Below are 15,963 nucleotides of genomic sequence, written 5' to 3'. Positions count from 1 at the left end.
AACCCCATCCATATGGCATAATTGAACTTTGTGTCTACTGGGTTGTTCCCTGCCACAGGGGGAGAACTACCAACAGGCTGACACGCTGGCGACCAACTCATGGTTTGCCGGTCCAACTAATTTTCCGGCGGACATTGCCTAGGCCTTGACCGCTGTGACTAACGTGAATGACCTGTGGCGTTCACCAGGAGCAATAACCATGCATATTCTTGACGCCGTCGACGCAGCATCACTGCGCACCGACATTCCTGCATTCCGCGCCGGTGACAACCTCAAGGTGCACGTAAACATCATTGAAGGCAAGAACACCCGTGTTCAGATCTTCCAGGGCTTCGTTGTTGGCCGCCAGGGCGATGGCCTCCGCGAAACCTTCACCGTCCGCAAGGTCAGCTTCGGTGTTGGTGTGGAGCGTACCTTCCCGGTTCACTCCCCAGTCCTCGACAAGATCGAGGTTGTCTCACGTGGCGACGTTCGCCGCGCGAAGCTCTACTACATGCGCGATCTTCGCGGCAAGGCTGCCAAGATCAAGGAAAAGCGCGAACCCAAGACTGCCAAGTAACACCAGTTCTTGAACCGCACCATGCCGGGATCAGATCATCCCCGGCATTCTGCGGGAGCACAACCAGAACGCCGGCCCTTCCGGGGCTGGCGTTTTGTGCTGTCAGCACTCCTCATCGCCGTGGTGCTCGCCTCGGTCCTCAGGGCGACGGTGGTGGACATCTACTTCATTCCCTCGGAATCGATGCAGCCGCTCCTGGAAGAAGGAGACCGGGTGCTGGTTTCCCGGCTCGACGGCGAACCGCAGCGCGGCGACGTCGTCGTCTTCGACGGTCGGGGTTCGTTCGATCCCATCAGTGGGGGTGGTCCGGGGGAGCTCCTCGGGACGGTGGGCCACTGGTTAGGGGTCTCCGGCAGCGACACCGTCTACGTGAAGCGGATCCTGGGTGTCGGCGGCGACACCGTGGCGTGCTGCAGTCCGGGCGGGCAGCTGGAAGTGAACGGGAACCCACTCGACGAGCCCTACGTTTTCCCTTCGGACGCACCCAGTGACCAACAGTTCGAGGTTGAGGTCCCACAGGGTAAATTGTGGGTAATGGGTGATCACCGCTCCGATTCGTTTGATTCCCGGTCGTTGCTGGGGGCACCCGGTGGGGGACTGGTCTCGACGGAGCGGGTACTGGGCCGAGCAGTGCAGATTGTCTGGCCACCCTCGCGCTCCGGCCCCATTGAACGTTTCACCGACCACCGACCTTAGGTAGATGACCAGCAGATGGCAACAAGCGTCCCCGGCAAGTCCAACGACGACGCTGATGCCCGTTCGGATGCCCCCAGCCCCGATGTGAGCCGCTCGGCGCACCGTGACCGGAGCGGGAAGAAGCAGGCGAACGACGACGGCGCCCGCAGCCTTGGTGGCTGGCTCAAGGAAATCCTGATCATCGTCGGCATTGCCATCCTGCTGTCCTTCCTGATCAAGACCTTCCTGTTCAGGGCCTTCTTCATCCCCTCCGGATCGATGGAGAACACCCTCGAGATCGACGACCGGATCTTCGTCAACCAACTGGTTCCCGCACCCTTTGAACTGCAGCGCGGCGACGTCGTCGTCTTCCAGGACACCGAGGGCTGGCTGCCAGCACCACCGCCCGGCACCGGACCCGGAGCCAACTGGGTCAAGGACGGCCTGATCTTCGTCGGCCTCCTCCCCGATGACACCCAGCAGCACCTGGTGAAGCGCGTCATCGGCATGGCCGGCGACCGGGTGGTGTGCTGCGACGACGACGGCCGGATCACGGTCAACGGCGAACCCCTCGAAGAGCCCTACCTCTACCCGGGGGCGAGCCCCTCGGATACCGAATTCGACGTGACTGTCCCCGAAGGCAAAATCTGGGTGATGGGTGACCATCGCAACGCCTCGGCCGACTCGCGCGCCAACGCTGACAAGCCCAACTCCGGATTCATCGATGTCGAGGACATTGAAGGTAAAGCTGCAGTAGTTGCCTGGCCCCTGAACCGGATGGGATTCCTCGGCAATTACCCGGAGGTCTTCGACTCAATTCCCGCGCCCGCAGCCGCCACAGCTCCCTGACTGCGATGAAATCTGCTGCCCCCACCCTCCGCTTTGAACTCTCATTCCTGGACTCGGGACACCGTTTGCTGGCCGGATGCGACGAGGTTGGCCGGGGTGCCCTCGCGGGTCCGGTCTCGGTGGGGCTCGTCATGATCGACCTTTCGGCGGTCAAGGGGTTGAGAGGAGTCCGGGACAGCAAGCTGCTGTCCCCAGCGGATCGGGTGAAGCTGGTCCCGAGGATCCAGAAATGGGCGTTGGCCTACGGCGTCGGGCATGCCACCGCGGCCGAGATTGACGACGTCGGGCTGATGCGTGCGCTGCAGCTGGCGGGAAACCGGGCCTGGGAGCAGGTTGTGGTCACTGCACGACCCGATGCTGTGATCCTTGACGGCAACCACGATTGGCTTTCGCCGCGCGAGCAAGCCACTCTCTTCGACGCCGAAACCGTGGGCCCCGGGGCGCTGGACGTTGACGCGGTGGACGCGGAGATCTTCACCGGATGCGATGTCCCAGTCCACACCCGCATCAAAGCCGACCTGCAATGCCTTAGCGTCGCGGCGGCCAGCGTCCTGGCGAAAGTGGAACGCGACGCCATGATGGTCGCCTATGCCGCTGAGCATCCCCAGTATGGCTGGGAGATCAACAAGGGTTATGCGACGGCGGGCCACCGCGCCGCGATTGATGGCCTGGGTGCCACCGCTTTGCATCGCACCACCTGGCGACTAGGGACCGGGGACAGGATCAGCATGCCCCGAGTGGAAATTGGGGGATGATGGGACGATGAGTGCTGAGGATCTTGAAAACTACGAAACCGACATGGAGCTGCAGCTCTACCGTGAGTACCGCGACGTCGTCGGGCTGTTCAGCTACGTGGTGGAGACTGAACGCCGGTTCTACCTCGCCAACCACGTTGACCTACAGGCGCGCTCGGCCGACGGCGAGATCTATTTCGACCTCACGCTTCAGGACGCGTGGGTGTGGGACGTCTACCGCACGGCACGGTTCGTCAAGAACGTCAGGGTGATCACCTTCAAGGACGTCAACGTCGAAGAACTGACCAAGTCCGACGACATTGCGCTGCCCAAGGATGGTCCACTCGGGAACTGAAGTCTCCCTAAGGTAGGCGCTGGGTAGTTTCGGCACACCGCCGGATGGTATCTACAGCTTCCTGCTTCCCTCAGGGTGGGAAGCGGTCGCCGTCGAACCTCTGGACCTGCCCACCTACGGGGTGGGACCCAGCGCATCGGCCTACGTCATTTCGGAGGCCTCAGGTCAGCAGATCGCCCGCTTCGACGGCGGAGTTCCGGGCGACGGCGCCGCCCTTCCAGCCCGGACCATCTGGTCCTCGACTCGGAACTGCTCCCCCAAATCGAGGCAAAGTCCAATCTCCCGGTGCACTTCGTCTTCGAATCGCTTCCCGACTATGAGAATGGTGGACGGCTGTATCAGGCGCACCTTCAAGACGCCCAGCTGAAAGCGATGCTCCTGTCATTCACGGTGAATCCTGCCCGACCATTCCTGACCCCTTGACGGAAAGCTTCGCATTCACTAACGTACAACCACATGGTTGTAGATGAGTTGACTGACGTCGAGGTGGACCGCCTGTTCCAGGCGTTTGCTGACACCACCCGACGGGACATTCTCGTCCGAGCACTGGTCAGTGATTATTCAGTGTCCGGTTTGGCTGCCCACTACGCCATGAGTTTCGCCGCAGTGCAAAAGCATGTGGCCGTTCTTGAGCGCGCGAATCTTGTGACCAAGGAGAAGCGCGGAAGGGAGCAGATTGTGCGGGTTCATCTCGATGCGTTGAGAAGGGCGCGGCGGCTGCTCGAGGAGTACGAAGCGATCTGGCGGCAACGCGTCGACCGGATTTCCGACATCCTGGCCGAGGAAGAAGGGGCATCACCAACATGACAGTTATCAGTACACACAAGGACACCGAGGCTTTAACCCTCACGATCGTTGCCGAGTTTAGCGCCAGCGTTGAGCGGCTCTGGCAGGTCTGGGAGGATCCGCGTCAGCTCGAACGCTGGTGGGGCCCGCCGACCTACCCGGCGACGTTCGACAGCCATGATTTCGTTCCGGGCGGGAAAGCCAGTTACTACATGACCGGTCCGGAGGGGGACAAGAGCCGCGGGTGGTGGGAATTCACTGCCATCAACGCGCCCACCCATCTGGAGTTCGACGACGGTTTCGCCGATGAGAACGGGGATCCGATGGACGAAATGGGAACCACGCACGGCGTGGTCACTCTCGAAGCCATTGACAGCGGCACGCGTATGACGACTGTGTCGAGCTTCGAAAGTCTGGAGCAGCTGGAGAAGATGATCGCCATGGGCATGGAAGAAGGCATCAAGCAGGCGATGGGACAAATCGACGCCGTTCTTGAACGAACCGTGGTCTAGCTCGGGCTGTCACTCAGCGGCACCGTCCTGCACAGGGCGGGTGCCGCTGACTTTTCGCACATAGCTGGAGTAACCCGACACCTCCGGTACCGGCTGTAAGAGGCTGGTACCGGAGGTGTTGTGATGAAGGCGAAGGACCGACTGGGACGCAGGGGAGAGGCGCTGGCGGCGTCGTATCTCGAAGCCGCGGGGTTGGACCTGGTGGACCACAACTGGCGCTGTGGGCTGGGGGAGATTGACCTGGTCGCGATCGACGGATCAACGCTGGTGGTGATCGAGGTGAAGACCCGTTCGTCGCTGGATTTCGGTGATCCGATGGAGGGGATTAGCGCCACCAAGCTTCACCGGCTCTATTTACTTGGTGCGAGGTGGGCGCAGGCTCATGAGCTGCGCTTTTCGGAGATCCGCGTGGATGCGGTGGCCGTGCTCGACGACGGCACCGGCGAACCCCAAATCGACTATCTCCGGGCGGTCAGCTGATGCCGCCGGGACGCACCTACGCGGTGTCGCTCGTCGGGCCGAACAGCCACATCATCTCGGTGGAACCCGACATTGTCAGGTTGCCTCTGGTGGGCTCGTGGCAAGATGCTGACCACGCCGGTGGCTTATCGGGCGGAATTGCTGCTTCCGTCCGTGACGCGAGAAGGCTCCGGAAGGAGACGGGCTTTATCGTCGGTGCTTACGGTTCTCCCTGTCTTCTGGCGCTTGTTTAGCCTGCGCATCCTGCCAGTCTCGAGCGCCCAAAAAGTGGCAAACAATCCAATTTCCCACCACTCAAGTAGGATCACCTCGCGGCCCGGCGCGAAGCGCTGAGCCACAAGTATTGGAACAAAGGCACCAAAAGTCATAAGGACGGCGATGACCAGGTACCCCTGTCGCGCAGACTCGCGGAGGGCGCTGAACTTGAAGAAAGGCCAGGTATTGGTAAGAACGGCCACAAATAGCGAACTTATCAAGAATATTGCCGCAAGATCATGAATCGTGAGGGGAATGCCCCACTGGGTGAGTCCATCCATGGTTACGTCACCTGCAGGGAAGTACAGCTGTTGGCTTGCTAGGGCCAGAAACCCGATCAGGACTGCCATGGTTGCAACAAGGAAAAAGCGGGTGAGCTTATGCAGCCAGTCACGGTCGACTTCAGCTCGGAAGAGCCTCTGGACGTTCCCCGCTCGCACCTCAAGCAGGAAGACCACCAGGACTAGGAACAAGACACATGCAAGTGTGACGCGTAGGAAAAAGACGTACTCGTCTGCCGACGGAGCCAAACCGTCCGGTGTCTCTGATGACTTCAGTTTCTCCATTAGCACCGGAAAATCCGCCGGAATCAGAGCCACGTAGACGGCATAGAAACCGGCGCCGTTGAGTGCATAGTCCTCGATCAGACCCACTCCCTGATAAGCGACAAGGCAAACCGCTATCGCAATAAGGGTTCCTACGAAAACGTCCCGGACCCAGCCCCCATAGTAGGCACTAATCGACCTTTCTAAATGGCCCTGCTCAATTGCGGTGGAGACAGTAACAACGAATAGGACCACTGGCAGCAAAACCAGGAGCCAACGAAGGTAGCTATACGTGATGAGGTGGATGTCCCTCGGGGTTTCGCTCTGAATGTTCGGAGGATTCGGCTGGTCTACGACTGGTGAAACCACGTTTTGCTGGCTGCCGTCTTGCACTGATTCGTTAGTCACGACAGGCCCCTTCTCTCGCATTCGCTTGGAAGAGCGTCCCGCCCCCAGCCTGATCTGTCAAGAAACCCCAGTGGTTTTGGTGATCGTCAAAGCCTCAATTTATTGCGGCCATATCGGGCTCCTTCCGGCTGGGTCTACCGCCCGGCGGGTTCGGCAAGATACACCGTCAACTCCACAGTCCCACTCGCCCTGCACAGGGCGGGTGCTGCTGACTTTTCGCACATAGCTGGAGTAACCCGACACCTCCGGTACCGGTTGTAACACGCTGGTACCGGAGGTGTTGTGATGAAGGCGAAGGACCGACTGGGACGCAGGGGAGAGGTGCTGGCGGCGTCGTATCTCGAAACCGCGGGGCTGGACCTGGTGGACCGCAACTGGCGCTGTGGACTGGGTGAGACTGACCCGGTCGCGATCGACGGATCAACGCTGGTGGTGATCGAGATGAAGACCTGCTCGTCACTGGATTTCGGTCATCCGATGGAGGGGATAAGCGCCACCACGCTCGAGCGGTTTTATTTACTTGGTGCGAGGTGGGCGCAGGCTCACGAGCTGCGCATTTCGGAGATCCGCGTGGATGCGGTCGCCGTGCTCGACGACGGCACCGGCGAACCCCAGATCGACTATCTCCGGGCGGTCAGCTGATGCCGCTGGGACGCACCTACGCGGTGTCGCTCGTGGGTCTGAACGGCCACATCATCGAAGTGGAGGCAGACATTGGACAAACCCTCCCGGCCTTCGTGATCCTGGGGTTACCCGATGCATCGCTCAACGAAGCGCGTGACCGAATTCGGGCCGGAGCACGCAATGCTGGGCTCCCGTTGAGCCGTCGAAAGATCACCGTCAATTTGATTCCCGCCTCTCTGCACAAGCGCGGCTCAGGCTTCGACCTGGCAATCGTCATGGCGGCCCTTGCAGCTACCGGGGAGGTAAGGCGGTGCGGCAACACCGTCTTCATCGCCGAGGTGGGCCTCGACGGCAGGCTTCGGCCGATCAGCGGCGTGCTGCCCGCGGTAATGGCCGGAGTCAAGGCGGGCCACACCCGGTTTGTGGTGGCTGCCGGCAATCACGGCGAAGCGGCGCTCGTCCCGCAGGCCGAGGTCAAAGGATTTGCGAGCCTCGCCGAAGTCTTTCTGGCGTTCGGCGCAGACCCCACGAAAGTGTCCCTGCCTGACACGCCGACTGATCCCGTGCAGGCACCCCTGCCGCCGAATCCGGGGAATCGCCAGCCGGCAATCAAAGACATGGCCGACATCGCCGGCCAGCCAGCAGCACGGTTCGCCGTCGAAATCGCCGCCGCCGGGGCCCATCACATGATGATGGTGGGTCCACCAGGGGCCGGCAAGACAATGCTGGTTGAACGAATGCCCGGGATCCTCCCCGACCTCACAGATCAGGAGGCAATGGAGGTGACAGCTATTCATTCCCTCGGTCGGGTGCTTTCCTGTCACGGGCTGCAGCGACGACCTCCGTTTGAGAGCCCGCACCACACGTCGTCAACGGCGTCGATTATCGGAGGCGGTAGCGGTATTCCGCGCCCCGGCGCCGCGTCCCGGGCACACCGCGGAGTGCTCTTCCTCGACGAGGCGCCCGAGTATCAACGGGGAGTCCTTGAGGCCTTGCGAGAGCCTTTGGAAAGTGGCGAACTGGTGCTTCACCGGTCGGCAGGGACCGCTTCGTACCCCGCCAGGTTTCAACTGGTGATGGCGCTGAATCCTTGTCCCTGTGGGCTGGCCAGCGGCAAAGGCATCGACTGCGTTTGTACTGCTGAACAGCGGCGGCGATACTTCAACCGCTTGTCCCAACCCCTACTCGACCGGGTTGATCTTCAGCTGGCGGTGGCCCGGGTTTCGCTTGCGGATTACTCCGATGGCGCCCGGGCAGAGTCGTCGGCAGTTGTTGCCGCGCGGGTGGCAGCAGCTCGCGCGGCTCAACGTGAACGGTTGGCGAAGTGGGGGGCAAACACCAACGCTGAAATGCCTTCGTCGGTGCTGAACGAAGGTCTCAAACTCCCGCGGGCGGTCACAGCGCCGGTAGACAAAGCCATGAACAACGAGACACTCACCATGCGGGGACACGATCGGGTTCTGAGGGTGGCGTGGACTCTCGCCGATCTGGGCGGACAGTCCTCGCCTACCACCCACGACGTTGAAGTCGCGCTAAACCTTCGACTGCAGGAGAGTGCTTCATGACCAGTTATACCAATCCCACGGTCGTCGCCCGGGCAGCCCTATCGCGGCTGTTTGAGCCATCAGACACCGTGGGTCTGGCCTTGACTCTGGCGGCTGGGCCAATCGATGCTCTGCGGATCGCGACCGGCCGGATTTCGGCTGGATCTACGTTGCCGCTGGAGGTCGCCGGGCTACTTGAATCACAGGGGATCAGTATCCGCCCGCAGGCGCTAATCGATGCGCTGGAACGATGGAGGCCGAGGGTCGCGGATTTGGCTCCCGAACGAGACCTTGCAACCCTCGAACGACTGGGTGGGATACTCCTGACCCCGGAAAGTGAAAACTGGCCCAACGCCATCGATGACCTGCAGCTCTCGGCACCATCCTGTCTCTGGATCCGCGGAAACTACTCGCGGGGCATACCTGAGCTCAACCGCATGGTGGCGGTGGTGGGGTCACGCGACAGCACAGCCTATGGAACAGCTGTGACAGGCGACCTGGCAGCCGGTCTGGTCACCCGCGGGTACACGGTGGTTTCGGGAGGAGCCTATGGAATCGATGCGCAGGCGCACCGCTCTGCTCTGGCAGCCGCCGATGATGAACGGACGCTGCCGACTATCGGGGTGACCGCGTGCGGCATCGATCGGTATTACCCGGCGGGCAATGAGCAGTTGCTGCGCGAAACGGCACGACGCGGGCTGCTGGTCGCCGAAGTGCCGCCCGGCTCCTCGCCAACCCGGTGGAGATTCCTGCAGCGCAACAGGTTGATCGCAGCCCTGTGCGCGGTGACCGTGGTGGTTGAGGCACGCTGGCGGTCGGGTGCACTGAACACCGCCCATCACGCTGCCGGGCTGGGACGGTCCGTAGGCGCCGTACCCGGGTCGGTGTTCTCAGCCAATTCTGCGGGATGCCATCGACTCATGCGGGAGGGTAGCGCCATCTGCGTCACCGACGCCGCAGAGATCTCCGAACTGGCTGGCCCCATTGGGAGCGTCATGGTCCCTGAGCCGGACGGGGAGCATGCCGTGCACGATGGTCTCACCGTCGAGGACATCCTGCTGCTTGACGCCCTGCCTGTTCGAGCGAGCACCACCATCGACAAACTGGCCTCGGTGGCCGGATTAAGCATTCGTGACGTTCTGGCAGGACTAAGCCGGTTGGAGCTAAGCACCCTCGCAGAACGAACCCACGACGGCGGGTGGCGTCGCGGTGCCCCTCGTCCCGACCACAACCGGCCCCACACCAAGCCCAACTAACAATATGGAAGGATCACCCCGATGAAGACGCATAAGTTCATCGATACCCCGATAGGCAGACTCCTCCTGGTCGTCGAACGGGGTGCGCTCACAGCGGTCTTTCACGACCTGCATAAGCCACCACCGATCCCATCGGCCGTTGGCCTCCCGTTCGCCAGGATATTGGGCGCGAATACGATACCTGGTCTGAGCGACGGGTCCGGCGCCCCGGGTACCTCAGGCGGATCAGCGGGCTTGGGTACCTCGACCGGTTCAGGAGGTTCAGTGGGCTCGGGCGGACATACCTCTGCTGCCGGCGGGTCCGGCGTTGTGGAGGAGCGCATGAGTGCAGCCAGCCTGAAGGCGGACACCGCCACCTTCAACCGCGCGAGCGACCAGTTCCGTGCGTACTTCGCGGGAAGCCGACGCGCCTTCAGCCTTCCTGTCCACGCCAACGGCACTGACTTCCAGCAGAAAGTCTGGGCTGCGGTCCTGGCTATCCCGTACGGGGAGACTCGCAGCTATCGGGAACTTGCCGCGCAGCTCGGGAACCCTTTAATGGGTCGGGCGGTCGGCGCTGCCATCCGGGTCAACCCGCTGTCGATCATCATTCCCGGGCACCGCGTGGTCAGGTCCACCGGCGGTATCACAGGATATTCGGCCGGACCGGAGGTCAAGCGCTTCCTACTCGAGCTTGAGGCAGGTGATGCAATCCGTCCCGCCGCCTGAGGTCGGGCAGGGCCTGTGGTCGGGCTGCCGCCTGTGATCTGGCTGGGCTTGTGATCTGCCCGTTGCCAGTGATCTGGCCGTTGCCTGAGGTCGGGCAGGGCCTGCGACCCGGCTTCTACCCCTGGGAACTGGTTCAACCCGCGATCTGGCGACAGAAGGCCGGTAGACCGGAGCGCCTGCTTGAGGATGGACGCCGCAGGGCCCACAGTGAATAGATGCAGCAATTGCCCGAGCCCTTCCAGAGTATCGTCGCTCGATACCAGGGCTATCTCAGCGCTGAACGGAATCGGTCTGTTCACACCGTGCGTGCCTACTTGACGGATATCGGAGGGCTGCTCCGCTTCGCTCAGGAATCCGGTGTCACACGACTGGATGAGCTAACTCTCGCTGATCTTCGGTCCTGGCTTGGTTCGATGGATGCGCAGGGCCAGGCGCGGTCGACGATTGCCCGGCGCGCTGCCACCGTTCGCAGTTTCCTCGCATGGGCGGTGCGCGAGGAACTGATCGAGGCAAACCCTGCGCTTCGACTACGCGCACCCAAACGGGAAAAAACATTGCCCGGGGTCCTATCCTCGAAACAGCTGGACGTGATCTTTGAATCCCTGCGCGCCGCATCAACCGAGGGCGACCCGATTGCCCTGAGGGACACAGCCCTCGTAGAGGTGCTTTACGGCACCGGTATCCGGGTGGGGGAGTTAGTCGGGTTGGACATTGACCACCTCGACGTAGATCGCCGGACCCTGCGCGTGGTCGGTAAAGGCAACAAGGAACGAACCGTTCCGTACGGGGTGCCTGCTGCACACGCCCTCGACGATTGGCTCCGTCGCGGCCGTCCGAAACTGGTTACCGCGGCCAGCGGCTACGCGCTGTTCCTGGGTCGACGTGGGGGCCGAATGGATCAACGCCAGGCACGGTCGACAGTCGAAAGGCTGTTCGCTGGCGTCGAAGGCACTTCGGCGAAAGGACCGCACGCCTTGCGGCACAGCACTGCGACCCATCTGCTGGACGGCGGCGCAGATCTGAGGGCGGTCCAGGAAATCCTCGGACATTCGAGTCTCGCCACCACCCAGATTTATACCCACGTCTCGGTGGATCGTCTCCGTAGGAGCTATGAGCAGGCCCACCCCCGCGCCTGACGCCACACCTGGTGGTTGGCAAAGACAGACGTTAGGCGGAAGACAAGTAGCCCGAATGGCAATGTGAGTAGCACCAACGTAGTTACAGTGGCGCAATTAGACTATGTAAGGCAGAATGAACCCTAGTCTGCCGTGTCGGCGGACACAGACAGATATTTTCGTTCCCGTTGCAGGTCGTTGGGGAAGACGTACCTACAGCTATGGAGGATGGAATGTCTGGTATTACGGCGCGCGGAGTGTTGTATATTCACTCAGCCCCTTCCGCGCTATGCCCACATATCGAGTGGGCCATCGGTTCTGTGATTGATCAGCGAACCGATCTAAAGTGGACCCCTCAACCTGCCTCGCCCGGTATGTTCCGTGCCGAGTTGTCTTGGGTGGGCCCGCAGGGTTCCGGTGCGCAGCTGGCATCGGCTCTTCGCGGATGGGCCCATCTTCGGTACGAGGTCACCGAGGAACAGAGCGCTGGCGCTGATGGCGGACGGTGGTCACACACACCGGAACTGGGGATCTTCCACGCCGCCACTGACGTTCACGGCAACATCATGGTGACCGAGGACCGCATCCGGTATGCCTACGAAACGGGCGCCGGCGACCCCGCTGCCGTCTACCACGAGCTTTCCCTCGCCCTCGGCGAGTCCTGGGATGAAGAACTTGAACCCTTTCGGCACGCCGCGGAAGGCGCACCGGTCAGGTGGCTTCACCAGGTCGGCTAACAAACCACCACTGCCTTACGGACACTCACCGTCCCTGAGCTCAACCTCTTACAAGAACAGTCAAAGGCGCCGTCCCCTGAGGGACGGCGCCTTTGACTTTCGCTGGGTCGCTGGGGGCGAACCCGCTGACTTACTAGACGCTGCGAACAACTATCACAGCGTTGTGTCCGCCAAAGCCGAACGAGTTGCTCAGCGCCACCAGATCACCAGCAGGAAGCGTGCGCTCGGTGGTGACAATGTCCAGCGGAATTTCAGGATCCTGGTTCTCCAGGTTGATCGTGACAGGCATCTTGCGATCATAGACAGCGAGGACCGTCATCACCGCTTCAACGGCACCTGAAGCGCCGAGCAAATGGCCGGTCTGCGACTTGGTTGCTGACACCGCCACATTGTCGATGTGTGAACCCAGCGCTGTCTTCAGAGCCACGTATTCGGGTTTATCACCAACGGGAGTGGATGTTGCGTGTGCGTTCACATGCGAAATATCCGATGGCTGCACCCGTGCGTCGAACATGGCGGCCTTCAACGCCCGCGTAGCGCCCAATCCGCCGGGATCGGGAGCAGTGATGTGGTAGGCATCGGCGGTGACCGATGTGCCAGCGAGTTCGCCGTAGATCCGGGCTCCGCGAGCCAGAGCATGTTCCTCAGCCTCGATGAGGAGGGCCCCAGCACCTTCACCCATGACGAATCCATCTCGCCCGGTGTCGTAGGGGCGTGACGCATGCTCGGGATCGTCGTTGCGACGCGAAAGCGCGTGCATCGACGCGAACGCGGCAATTGGCATGGGGTGGATAGCAGCTTCGGCGCCGCCACACATGACGACGTCGGCCTTCCCGGAGCGAATCAGCTCAAGCCCCTGGTGGAGTGCTTCGGTGCCCGAAGCACACGCCGAGACCGGCGTGTGGGCACCCGCTCGGGCACCCAGGTCCAAGCTGACGGCCGCTGCGGGCCCATTGGGCATCAACATGGGCACCGTCATGGGCAGCACACGGCGTGGGCCCTTGGCGCGGAGGGTGTCCCACGCATCCAGCAGGGTCCACACCCCGCCGATACCGGTTGCGAAGGCTACCGCAAACCGGTCATGATCAATTTCTTCAAGCCCGGAATCCCGCCAGGCTTCGCGGGCTGCGATGACCGCGAACTGGGTGGACGGATCCATGCGCTTGGCTTCGACTCGCGAGAGGACCTCGCTGGCAGGGGTGGTGACCTGTGCCGCGAAGGTCACAGGCAGCTCGTACTCCTGGACCCAGTCGGCTTCGATGGTTCGAGCACCGGAAACACCTTTGAGGGCGTTCTTCCACATGGTGGGAACGTCGCCGCCGATGGGCGTCGTCGCGCCTAGGCCAGTGATCACTACTTTGCGTGCCATGGTTCACTCTCTAAAACGTGGGGGTGTTGCGATGGAACGTGCTGGTGGGCGTCTTCCGGGCCGCCGGCACCCAAGGATGCCGGCGGCCCCGAAGTCTGAAAAATCTAGGCCTGCGCGCCGGAGATGAAGTTGACGGCGTCGCCGACGGTCTTCAGGTTCTTGACCTCTTCGTCGGGGATGCGAACGCCGAACTTTTCCTCGGCGTTGACCACGATGGTCATCATCGAGATGGAGTCGATGTCCAGGTCATCGGTGAAGGACTTGTCCATCTCAACCGACTCTGGTGCAAGACCAGTTTCCTCGTTGACGATTTCGGCCAGTCCGGCCAGGATTTCTTCGTTGCTAGCCATGGATGGCTCCTTTTCTTGTCTAGCCGGATCAATGACCCGACATGGTTAATCAAACCGCGGTTGACGGTTTGGCTTGGGGAAATCTAGGGGAGTACTACCACCTGTGCGCCGAACACCAACCCGGCGCCAAAACCGATCTGCAGCGCAAGACCGCCACTCAGGGCGGGATTTTCCTGCAGCATGCGGTGCATGGCAAGTGGAATGGAGGCGGCGGAGGTGTTTCCCGCGTCTACGATATCGCGAGCCACCTCGACATGCTCGGGAAGCTTGAGTTGCTTGACCATTTCATCGATGATGCGGATATTCGCCTGATGAGGGACAAACGCGACCAGGTCGTCAGCTGTGACCCCGGCTTCGTCGAGAGCACGTTGTGCCACCTTGGCCATCTCCCAGACAGCCCAACGGAAGACGGTCTGCCCGTCCTGGCGCATGGTGGGCCAGGAGGCCTTCGGCGCGTCGTCGAGGGATCCACCCACTGCGGCAACCGAGGCCAACTCGGCATCCCGGATGTCGAGGAGCGAGTGGGACATCCGGATGGCCTGGTGCTTGCTGCCATCGGAGCCCCAGACGGACGGACCAATCCCGGCGCTGTCGGCAGGACCGATCACCACCGCGCCGGCCCCGTCGCCCAGCAGGAAGGAAATAGTGCGGTCTGCGTTGTCGATGAAGTCCGACAGCTTCTCAACGCCCACCACCAGCACGTACTCGGCAGTTCCCGCGTGCACCATCGCATCAGCCTGCGCAATGCCATAGCAATAACCTGCACAGGCTGCGGAAATGTCGTAGGCCGGCGCCGGAGTTGCTCCCAACCGGTCGGTGAGCTGGGCGGCTGCCGAGGGAGTGGCATAGGGGTGGGTCACGGTTGAGACGAGCACGGCGTCGAGCTGGGATGCCTCAATGCCAGCGTTCTCCAGAGCGCTTCGGGCAGCAGCTTCGGCCATGTCGATCACACTGGTGTCCCGGTCGGCGCGATGCCGCGTCACAATCCCGGTCCGCTGCCGGATCCACTCATCAGAAGAATCTATCCACTGACAGACGTCTTCATTGGTCACAATGACATCGGGGCGGAAAGCCCCAATACCGAGGATGCGGGTGTGCTCGCGCAGTGGAGCTTGCTTCAAAGCCGGGGCGTTCACGAATGTCCTTCTGCGATGGGGGAAATGACCGGATCCGGTGTACGGGAATGCTCATCAATGAAGGCAGCCGCAGCATCAAGATCCTCTGGCGATTTTACGGCCAATGTGGGGGTCCCGCGCATTCCGCGCTTCATCAGGCCGGTTAAAGTACCCGCCGGCGAAAGTTCGATCACCCCGGACACACCCATCTGTTCCATCTGGGCCATGCAGAGATCCCATCTGACCGGCCGGGATACCTGGGCGATCAGACTGTCCAGATTGCCCTCCCCAGTGACCACCGGTGCCCCATCAAAGTTGGACAACAGGGTGGCGGCCGGTGCCATCGGCATCAGGGACCCTCTCAGCTCCCGCAGCGCTGTCGCAGCCGGGCTCATGTGATGAGTGTGGAAGGCGCCCGCCACCTTGAGGGGGATGACTCGGGCCTTGGCTGGCGGATCGGCTGTCAAAGCCGCGAGCTGCTCCAGGGTGCCCGCAGCGACTACCTGGCCACCACCATTGCTGTTCGCCGCTGTCAGGCCGTGCCGCGCAAGTACGGTGGCGACGTCGTCGGGATCTCCACCCAGCACTGCACTCATACCGGTGGGAACGACCGCAGCCGCCTCCGCCATCGCTGTCGCTCGGACGCGAACAAATGTTACGGCGTCCTGTTCGGACAAGGCACCGGAAATGGCCGACGCCGTCAGCTCGCCGACCGAGTGACCGGCGACAACTGTCGCTGCAGTCATTGGACGATTGGCTAGCAGTACACGGGCTGTCACCAAGCCGGCAGCAACAATCAGGGGTTGCGCCACCGCCGTGTCCTTGATCGTTTCCTCATCGGACTCGGTGCCGTGCCGGATGAGATCCAGACCGGCCTGGCCGCTGAGGGAGTCGAGATGATCAGAGACGCCCGGAAGTTCCAACCAGGGGCTCAAGAAACCGGGCGTTTGGGACCCCTGACCGGGGCAGACGATTGCAAGCACTTTT

At 62.0% G+C, this 15,963-nt stretch carries 19 protein-coding genes; 14 read left to right on the top strand and 5 right to left on the bottom strand.

Annotated elements, in window-relative coordinates; genetic code table 11:
* The first annotated feature begins 199 nt into the window (after window positions 1-199).
* The 8 genes from rplS (at window position 200) to ACX80Z_RS04235 (ending at window position 4,950) form a co-directional block, all read left to right on the top strand.
* Window positions 200-559, top strand: a complete 360-nt coding sequence (gene rplS, locus ACX80Z_RS04270) for a 50S ribosomal protein L19 (RefSeq protein ID WP_019482917.1) — start codon at window positions 200-202, stop codon at window positions 557-559.
* A gap of 96 nt (window positions 560-655) precedes the next feature.
* Complete coding sequence (lepB, locus tag ACX80Z_RS04265; protein WP_019482916.1) at window positions 656-1,255, top strand: signal peptidase I; 600 nt, start codon at window positions 656-658, stop codon at window positions 1,253-1,255.
* A gap of 15 nt (window positions 1,256-1,270) precedes the next feature.
* Entirely contained in the window at window positions 1,271-2,083 is an 813-nt protein-coding gene (gene lepB / locus ACX80Z_RS04260; protein WP_459315000.1) for a signal peptidase I, read from the top strand.
* 5 nt (window positions 2,084-2,088) lie between these two features.
* Window positions 2,089-2,838 (top strand): ribonuclease HII, encoded by a 750-nt coding sequence (locus ACX80Z_RS04255; RefSeq protein WP_459314999.1) that lies wholly within the window; start codon window positions 2,089-2,091, stop codon window positions 2,836-2,838.
* A gap of 7 nt (window positions 2,839-2,845) precedes the next feature.
* Window positions 2,846-3,172 carry a DUF2469 domain-containing protein gene (locus tag ACX80Z_RS04250; protein WP_019482913.1) on the top strand — a complete coding sequence of 109 codons (327 nt, stop codon included), beginning with the start codon at window positions 2,846-2,848 and terminating at the stop codon, window positions 3,170-3,172.
* A gap of 456 nt (window positions 3,173-3,628) precedes the next feature.
* Complete coding sequence (locus ACX80Z_RS04245) at window positions 3,629-3,979, top strand: ArsR/SmtB family transcription factor (protein WP_019482911.1); 351 nt, start codon at window positions 3,629-3,631, stop codon at window positions 3,977-3,979.
* Complete coding sequence (locus tag ACX80Z_RS04240; RefSeq protein WP_019482910.1) at window positions 3,976-4,470, top strand: SRPBCC family protein; 495 nt, start codon at window positions 3,976-3,978, stop codon at window positions 4,468-4,470. Before ACX80Z_RS04245 ends, ACX80Z_RS04240 begins: the two co-directional genes overlap by 4 nt.
* Window positions 4,471-4,593: 123 nt before the next feature.
* The gene (locus ACX80Z_RS04235; RefSeq protein ID WP_459314998.1) at window positions 4,594-4,950 is read left to right on the top strand and encodes a YraN family protein; all 357 of its coding nucleotides are present in this window, start codon (window positions 4,594-4,596) and stop codon (window positions 4,948-4,950) included.
* 125 nt (window positions 4,951-5,075) lie between these two features.
* On the opposite strand, the gene ACX80Z_RS04230 is transcribed toward ACX80Z_RS04235, so the two are convergent.
* A complete protein-coding gene (locus ACX80Z_RS04230) occupies window positions 5,076-6,158 on the bottom strand; it encodes a hypothetical protein (protein WP_459314997.1) in 1,083 nt (360 codons plus the stop codon).
* A gap of 285 nt (window positions 6,159-6,443) precedes the next feature.
* On the opposite strand from ACX80Z_RS04230, the gene ACX80Z_RS04225 reads away from it, so the two are divergent.
* The 6 genes from ACX80Z_RS04225 (at window position 6,444) to ACX80Z_RS04200 (ending at window position 12,142) form a co-directional block, all read left to right on the top strand.
* Window positions 6,444-6,800, top strand: coding sequence for a YraN family protein (locus tag ACX80Z_RS04225; protein WP_459314996.1), 357 nt, complete (start codon window positions 6,444-6,446; stop codon window positions 6,798-6,800).
* Entirely contained in the window at window positions 6,800-8,347 is a 1,548-nt protein-coding gene (locus tag ACX80Z_RS04220; RefSeq protein ID WP_019482906.1) for a YifB family Mg chelatase-like AAA ATPase, read from the top strand. The genes ACX80Z_RS04225 and ACX80Z_RS04220 overlap by 1 nt, the downstream gene beginning before the upstream one ends.
* A complete protein-coding gene (dprA, locus tag ACX80Z_RS04215; RefSeq protein WP_459314994.1) occupies window positions 8,344-9,582 on the top strand; it encodes a DNA-processing protein DprA in 1,239 nt (412 codons plus the stop codon). The genes ACX80Z_RS04220 and dprA overlap by 4 nt, the downstream gene beginning before the upstream one ends.
* 321 nt (window positions 9,583-9,903) lie before the next feature.
* On the top strand, window positions 9,904-10,290 hold the full coding sequence (locus tag ACX80Z_RS04210; RefSeq protein ID WP_165802545.1) for a methylated-DNA--[protein]-cysteine S-methyltransferase: 387 nt from the start codon (window positions 9,904-9,906) through the stop codon (window positions 10,288-10,290).
* Window positions 10,291-10,505: 215 nt separating this feature from the next.
* On the top strand, window positions 10,506-11,426 hold the full coding sequence (locus ACX80Z_RS04205) for a tyrosine recombinase XerC (protein ID WP_459314993.1): 921 nt from the start codon (window positions 10,506-10,508) through the stop codon (window positions 11,424-11,426).
* Window positions 11,427-11,638: 212 nt separating this feature from the next.
* Entirely contained in the window at window positions 11,639-12,142 is a 504-nt protein-coding gene (locus ACX80Z_RS04200; RefSeq protein WP_024476918.1) for a DUF3145 domain-containing protein, read from the top strand.
* Between the two features lie 133 nt (window positions 12,143-12,275).
* Here the strand turns inward: ACX80Z_RS04200 and fabF are convergent, their stop codons facing one another.
* The 4 genes from fabF to ACX80Z_RS04180 form a co-directional block, all read right to left on the bottom strand.
* Complete coding sequence (gene fabF, locus ACX80Z_RS04195) at window positions 12,276-13,511, bottom strand: beta-ketoacyl-ACP synthase II (protein ID WP_019482901.1); 1,236 nt, start codon at window positions 13,509-13,511, stop codon at window positions 12,276-12,278.
* Between the two features lie 104 nt (window positions 13,512-13,615).
* Window positions 13,616-13,861 carry an acyl carrier protein gene (locus ACX80Z_RS04190; RefSeq protein WP_019482900.1) on the bottom strand — a complete coding sequence of 82 codons (246 nt, stop codon included), beginning with the start codon at window positions 13,859-13,861 and terminating at the stop codon, window positions 13,616-13,618.
* A gap of 83 nt (window positions 13,862-13,944) precedes the next feature.
* On the bottom strand, window positions 13,945-14,997 hold the full coding sequence (locus tag ACX80Z_RS04185; protein ID WP_459303862.1) for a beta-ketoacyl-ACP synthase III: 1,053 nt from the start codon (window positions 14,995-14,997) through the stop codon (window positions 13,945-13,947).
* Window positions 14,994-15,959, bottom strand: coding sequence for an ACP S-malonyltransferase (locus tag ACX80Z_RS04180; protein WP_459314991.1), 966 nt, complete (start codon window positions 15,957-15,959; stop codon window positions 14,994-14,996). The genes ACX80Z_RS04185 and ACX80Z_RS04180 overlap by 4 nt, the downstream gene beginning before the upstream one ends.
* Between the last annotated feature and the right edge of the window lie 4 nt (window positions 15,960-15,963).

The organism is Arthrobacter sp. TMT4-20, assembly GCF_054510775.1.
This window is presented reverse-complemented; position numbering and strand designations above follow the sequence as displayed.

Excerpts from the sequence above, each read along its gene's own strand:
- ACX80Z_RS04220 (WP_019482906.1), top strand. The coding sequence starts at position 6,800 with ATGCCGCTGGGACGCACCTACGCGGTGTCGCTCGTGGGTCTGAACGGC.
- ACX80Z_RS04205 (WP_459314993.1), top strand. The coding sequence starts at position 10,506 with ATGCAGCAATTGCCCGAGCCCTTCCAGAGTATCGTCGCTCGATACCAG.
- ACX80Z_RS04250 (WP_019482913.1), top strand. The coding sequence starts at position 2,846 with ATGAGTGCTGAGGATCTTGAAAACTACGAAACCGACATGGAGCTGCAG.
- dprA (WP_459314994.1), top strand. The coding sequence starts at position 8,344 with ATGACCAGTTATACCAATCCCACGGTCGTCGCCCGGGCAGCCCTATCG.
- ACX80Z_RS04245 (WP_019482911.1), top strand. The coding sequence starts at position 3,629 with ATGGTTGTAGATGAGTTGACTGACGTCGAGGTGGACCGCCTGTTCCAG.
- rplS (WP_019482917.1), top strand. The coding sequence starts at position 200 with ATGCATATTCTTGACGCCGTCGACGCAGCATCACTGCGCACCGACATT.
- ACX80Z_RS04200 (WP_024476918.1), top strand. The coding sequence starts at position 11,639 with ATGTCTGGTATTACGGCGCGCGGAGTGTTGTATATTCACTCAGCCCCT.
- ACX80Z_RS04225 (WP_459314996.1), top strand. The coding sequence starts at position 6,444 with ATGAAGGCGAAGGACCGACTGGGACGCAGGGGAGAGGTGCTGGCGGCG.
- ACX80Z_RS04210 (WP_165802545.1), top strand. The coding sequence starts at position 9,904 with ATGAGTGCAGCCAGCCTGAAGGCGGACACCGCCACCTTCAACCGCGCG.
- ACX80Z_RS04255 (WP_459314999.1), top strand. The coding sequence starts at position 2,089 with ATGAAATCTGCTGCCCCCACCCTCCGCTTTGAACTCTCATTCCTGGAC.
- lepB (WP_459315000.1), top strand. The coding sequence starts at position 1,271 with ATGGCAACAAGCGTCCCCGGCAAGTCCAACGACGACGCTGATGCCCGT.
- ACX80Z_RS04190 (WP_019482900.1), bottom strand. The coding sequence starts at position 13,861 with ATGGCTAGCAACGAAGAAATCCTGGCCGGACTGGCCGAAATCGTCAAC.
- fabF (WP_019482901.1), bottom strand. The coding sequence starts at position 13,511 with ATGGCACGCAAAGTAGTGATCACTGGCCTAGGCGCGACGACGCCCATC.
- ACX80Z_RS04240 (WP_019482910.1), top strand. The coding sequence starts at position 3,976 with ATGACAGTTATCAGTACACACAAGGACACCGAGGCTTTAACCCTCACG.
- ACX80Z_RS04235 (WP_459314998.1), top strand. The coding sequence starts at position 4,594 with ATGAAGGCGAAGGACCGACTGGGACGCAGGGGAGAGGCGCTGGCGGCG.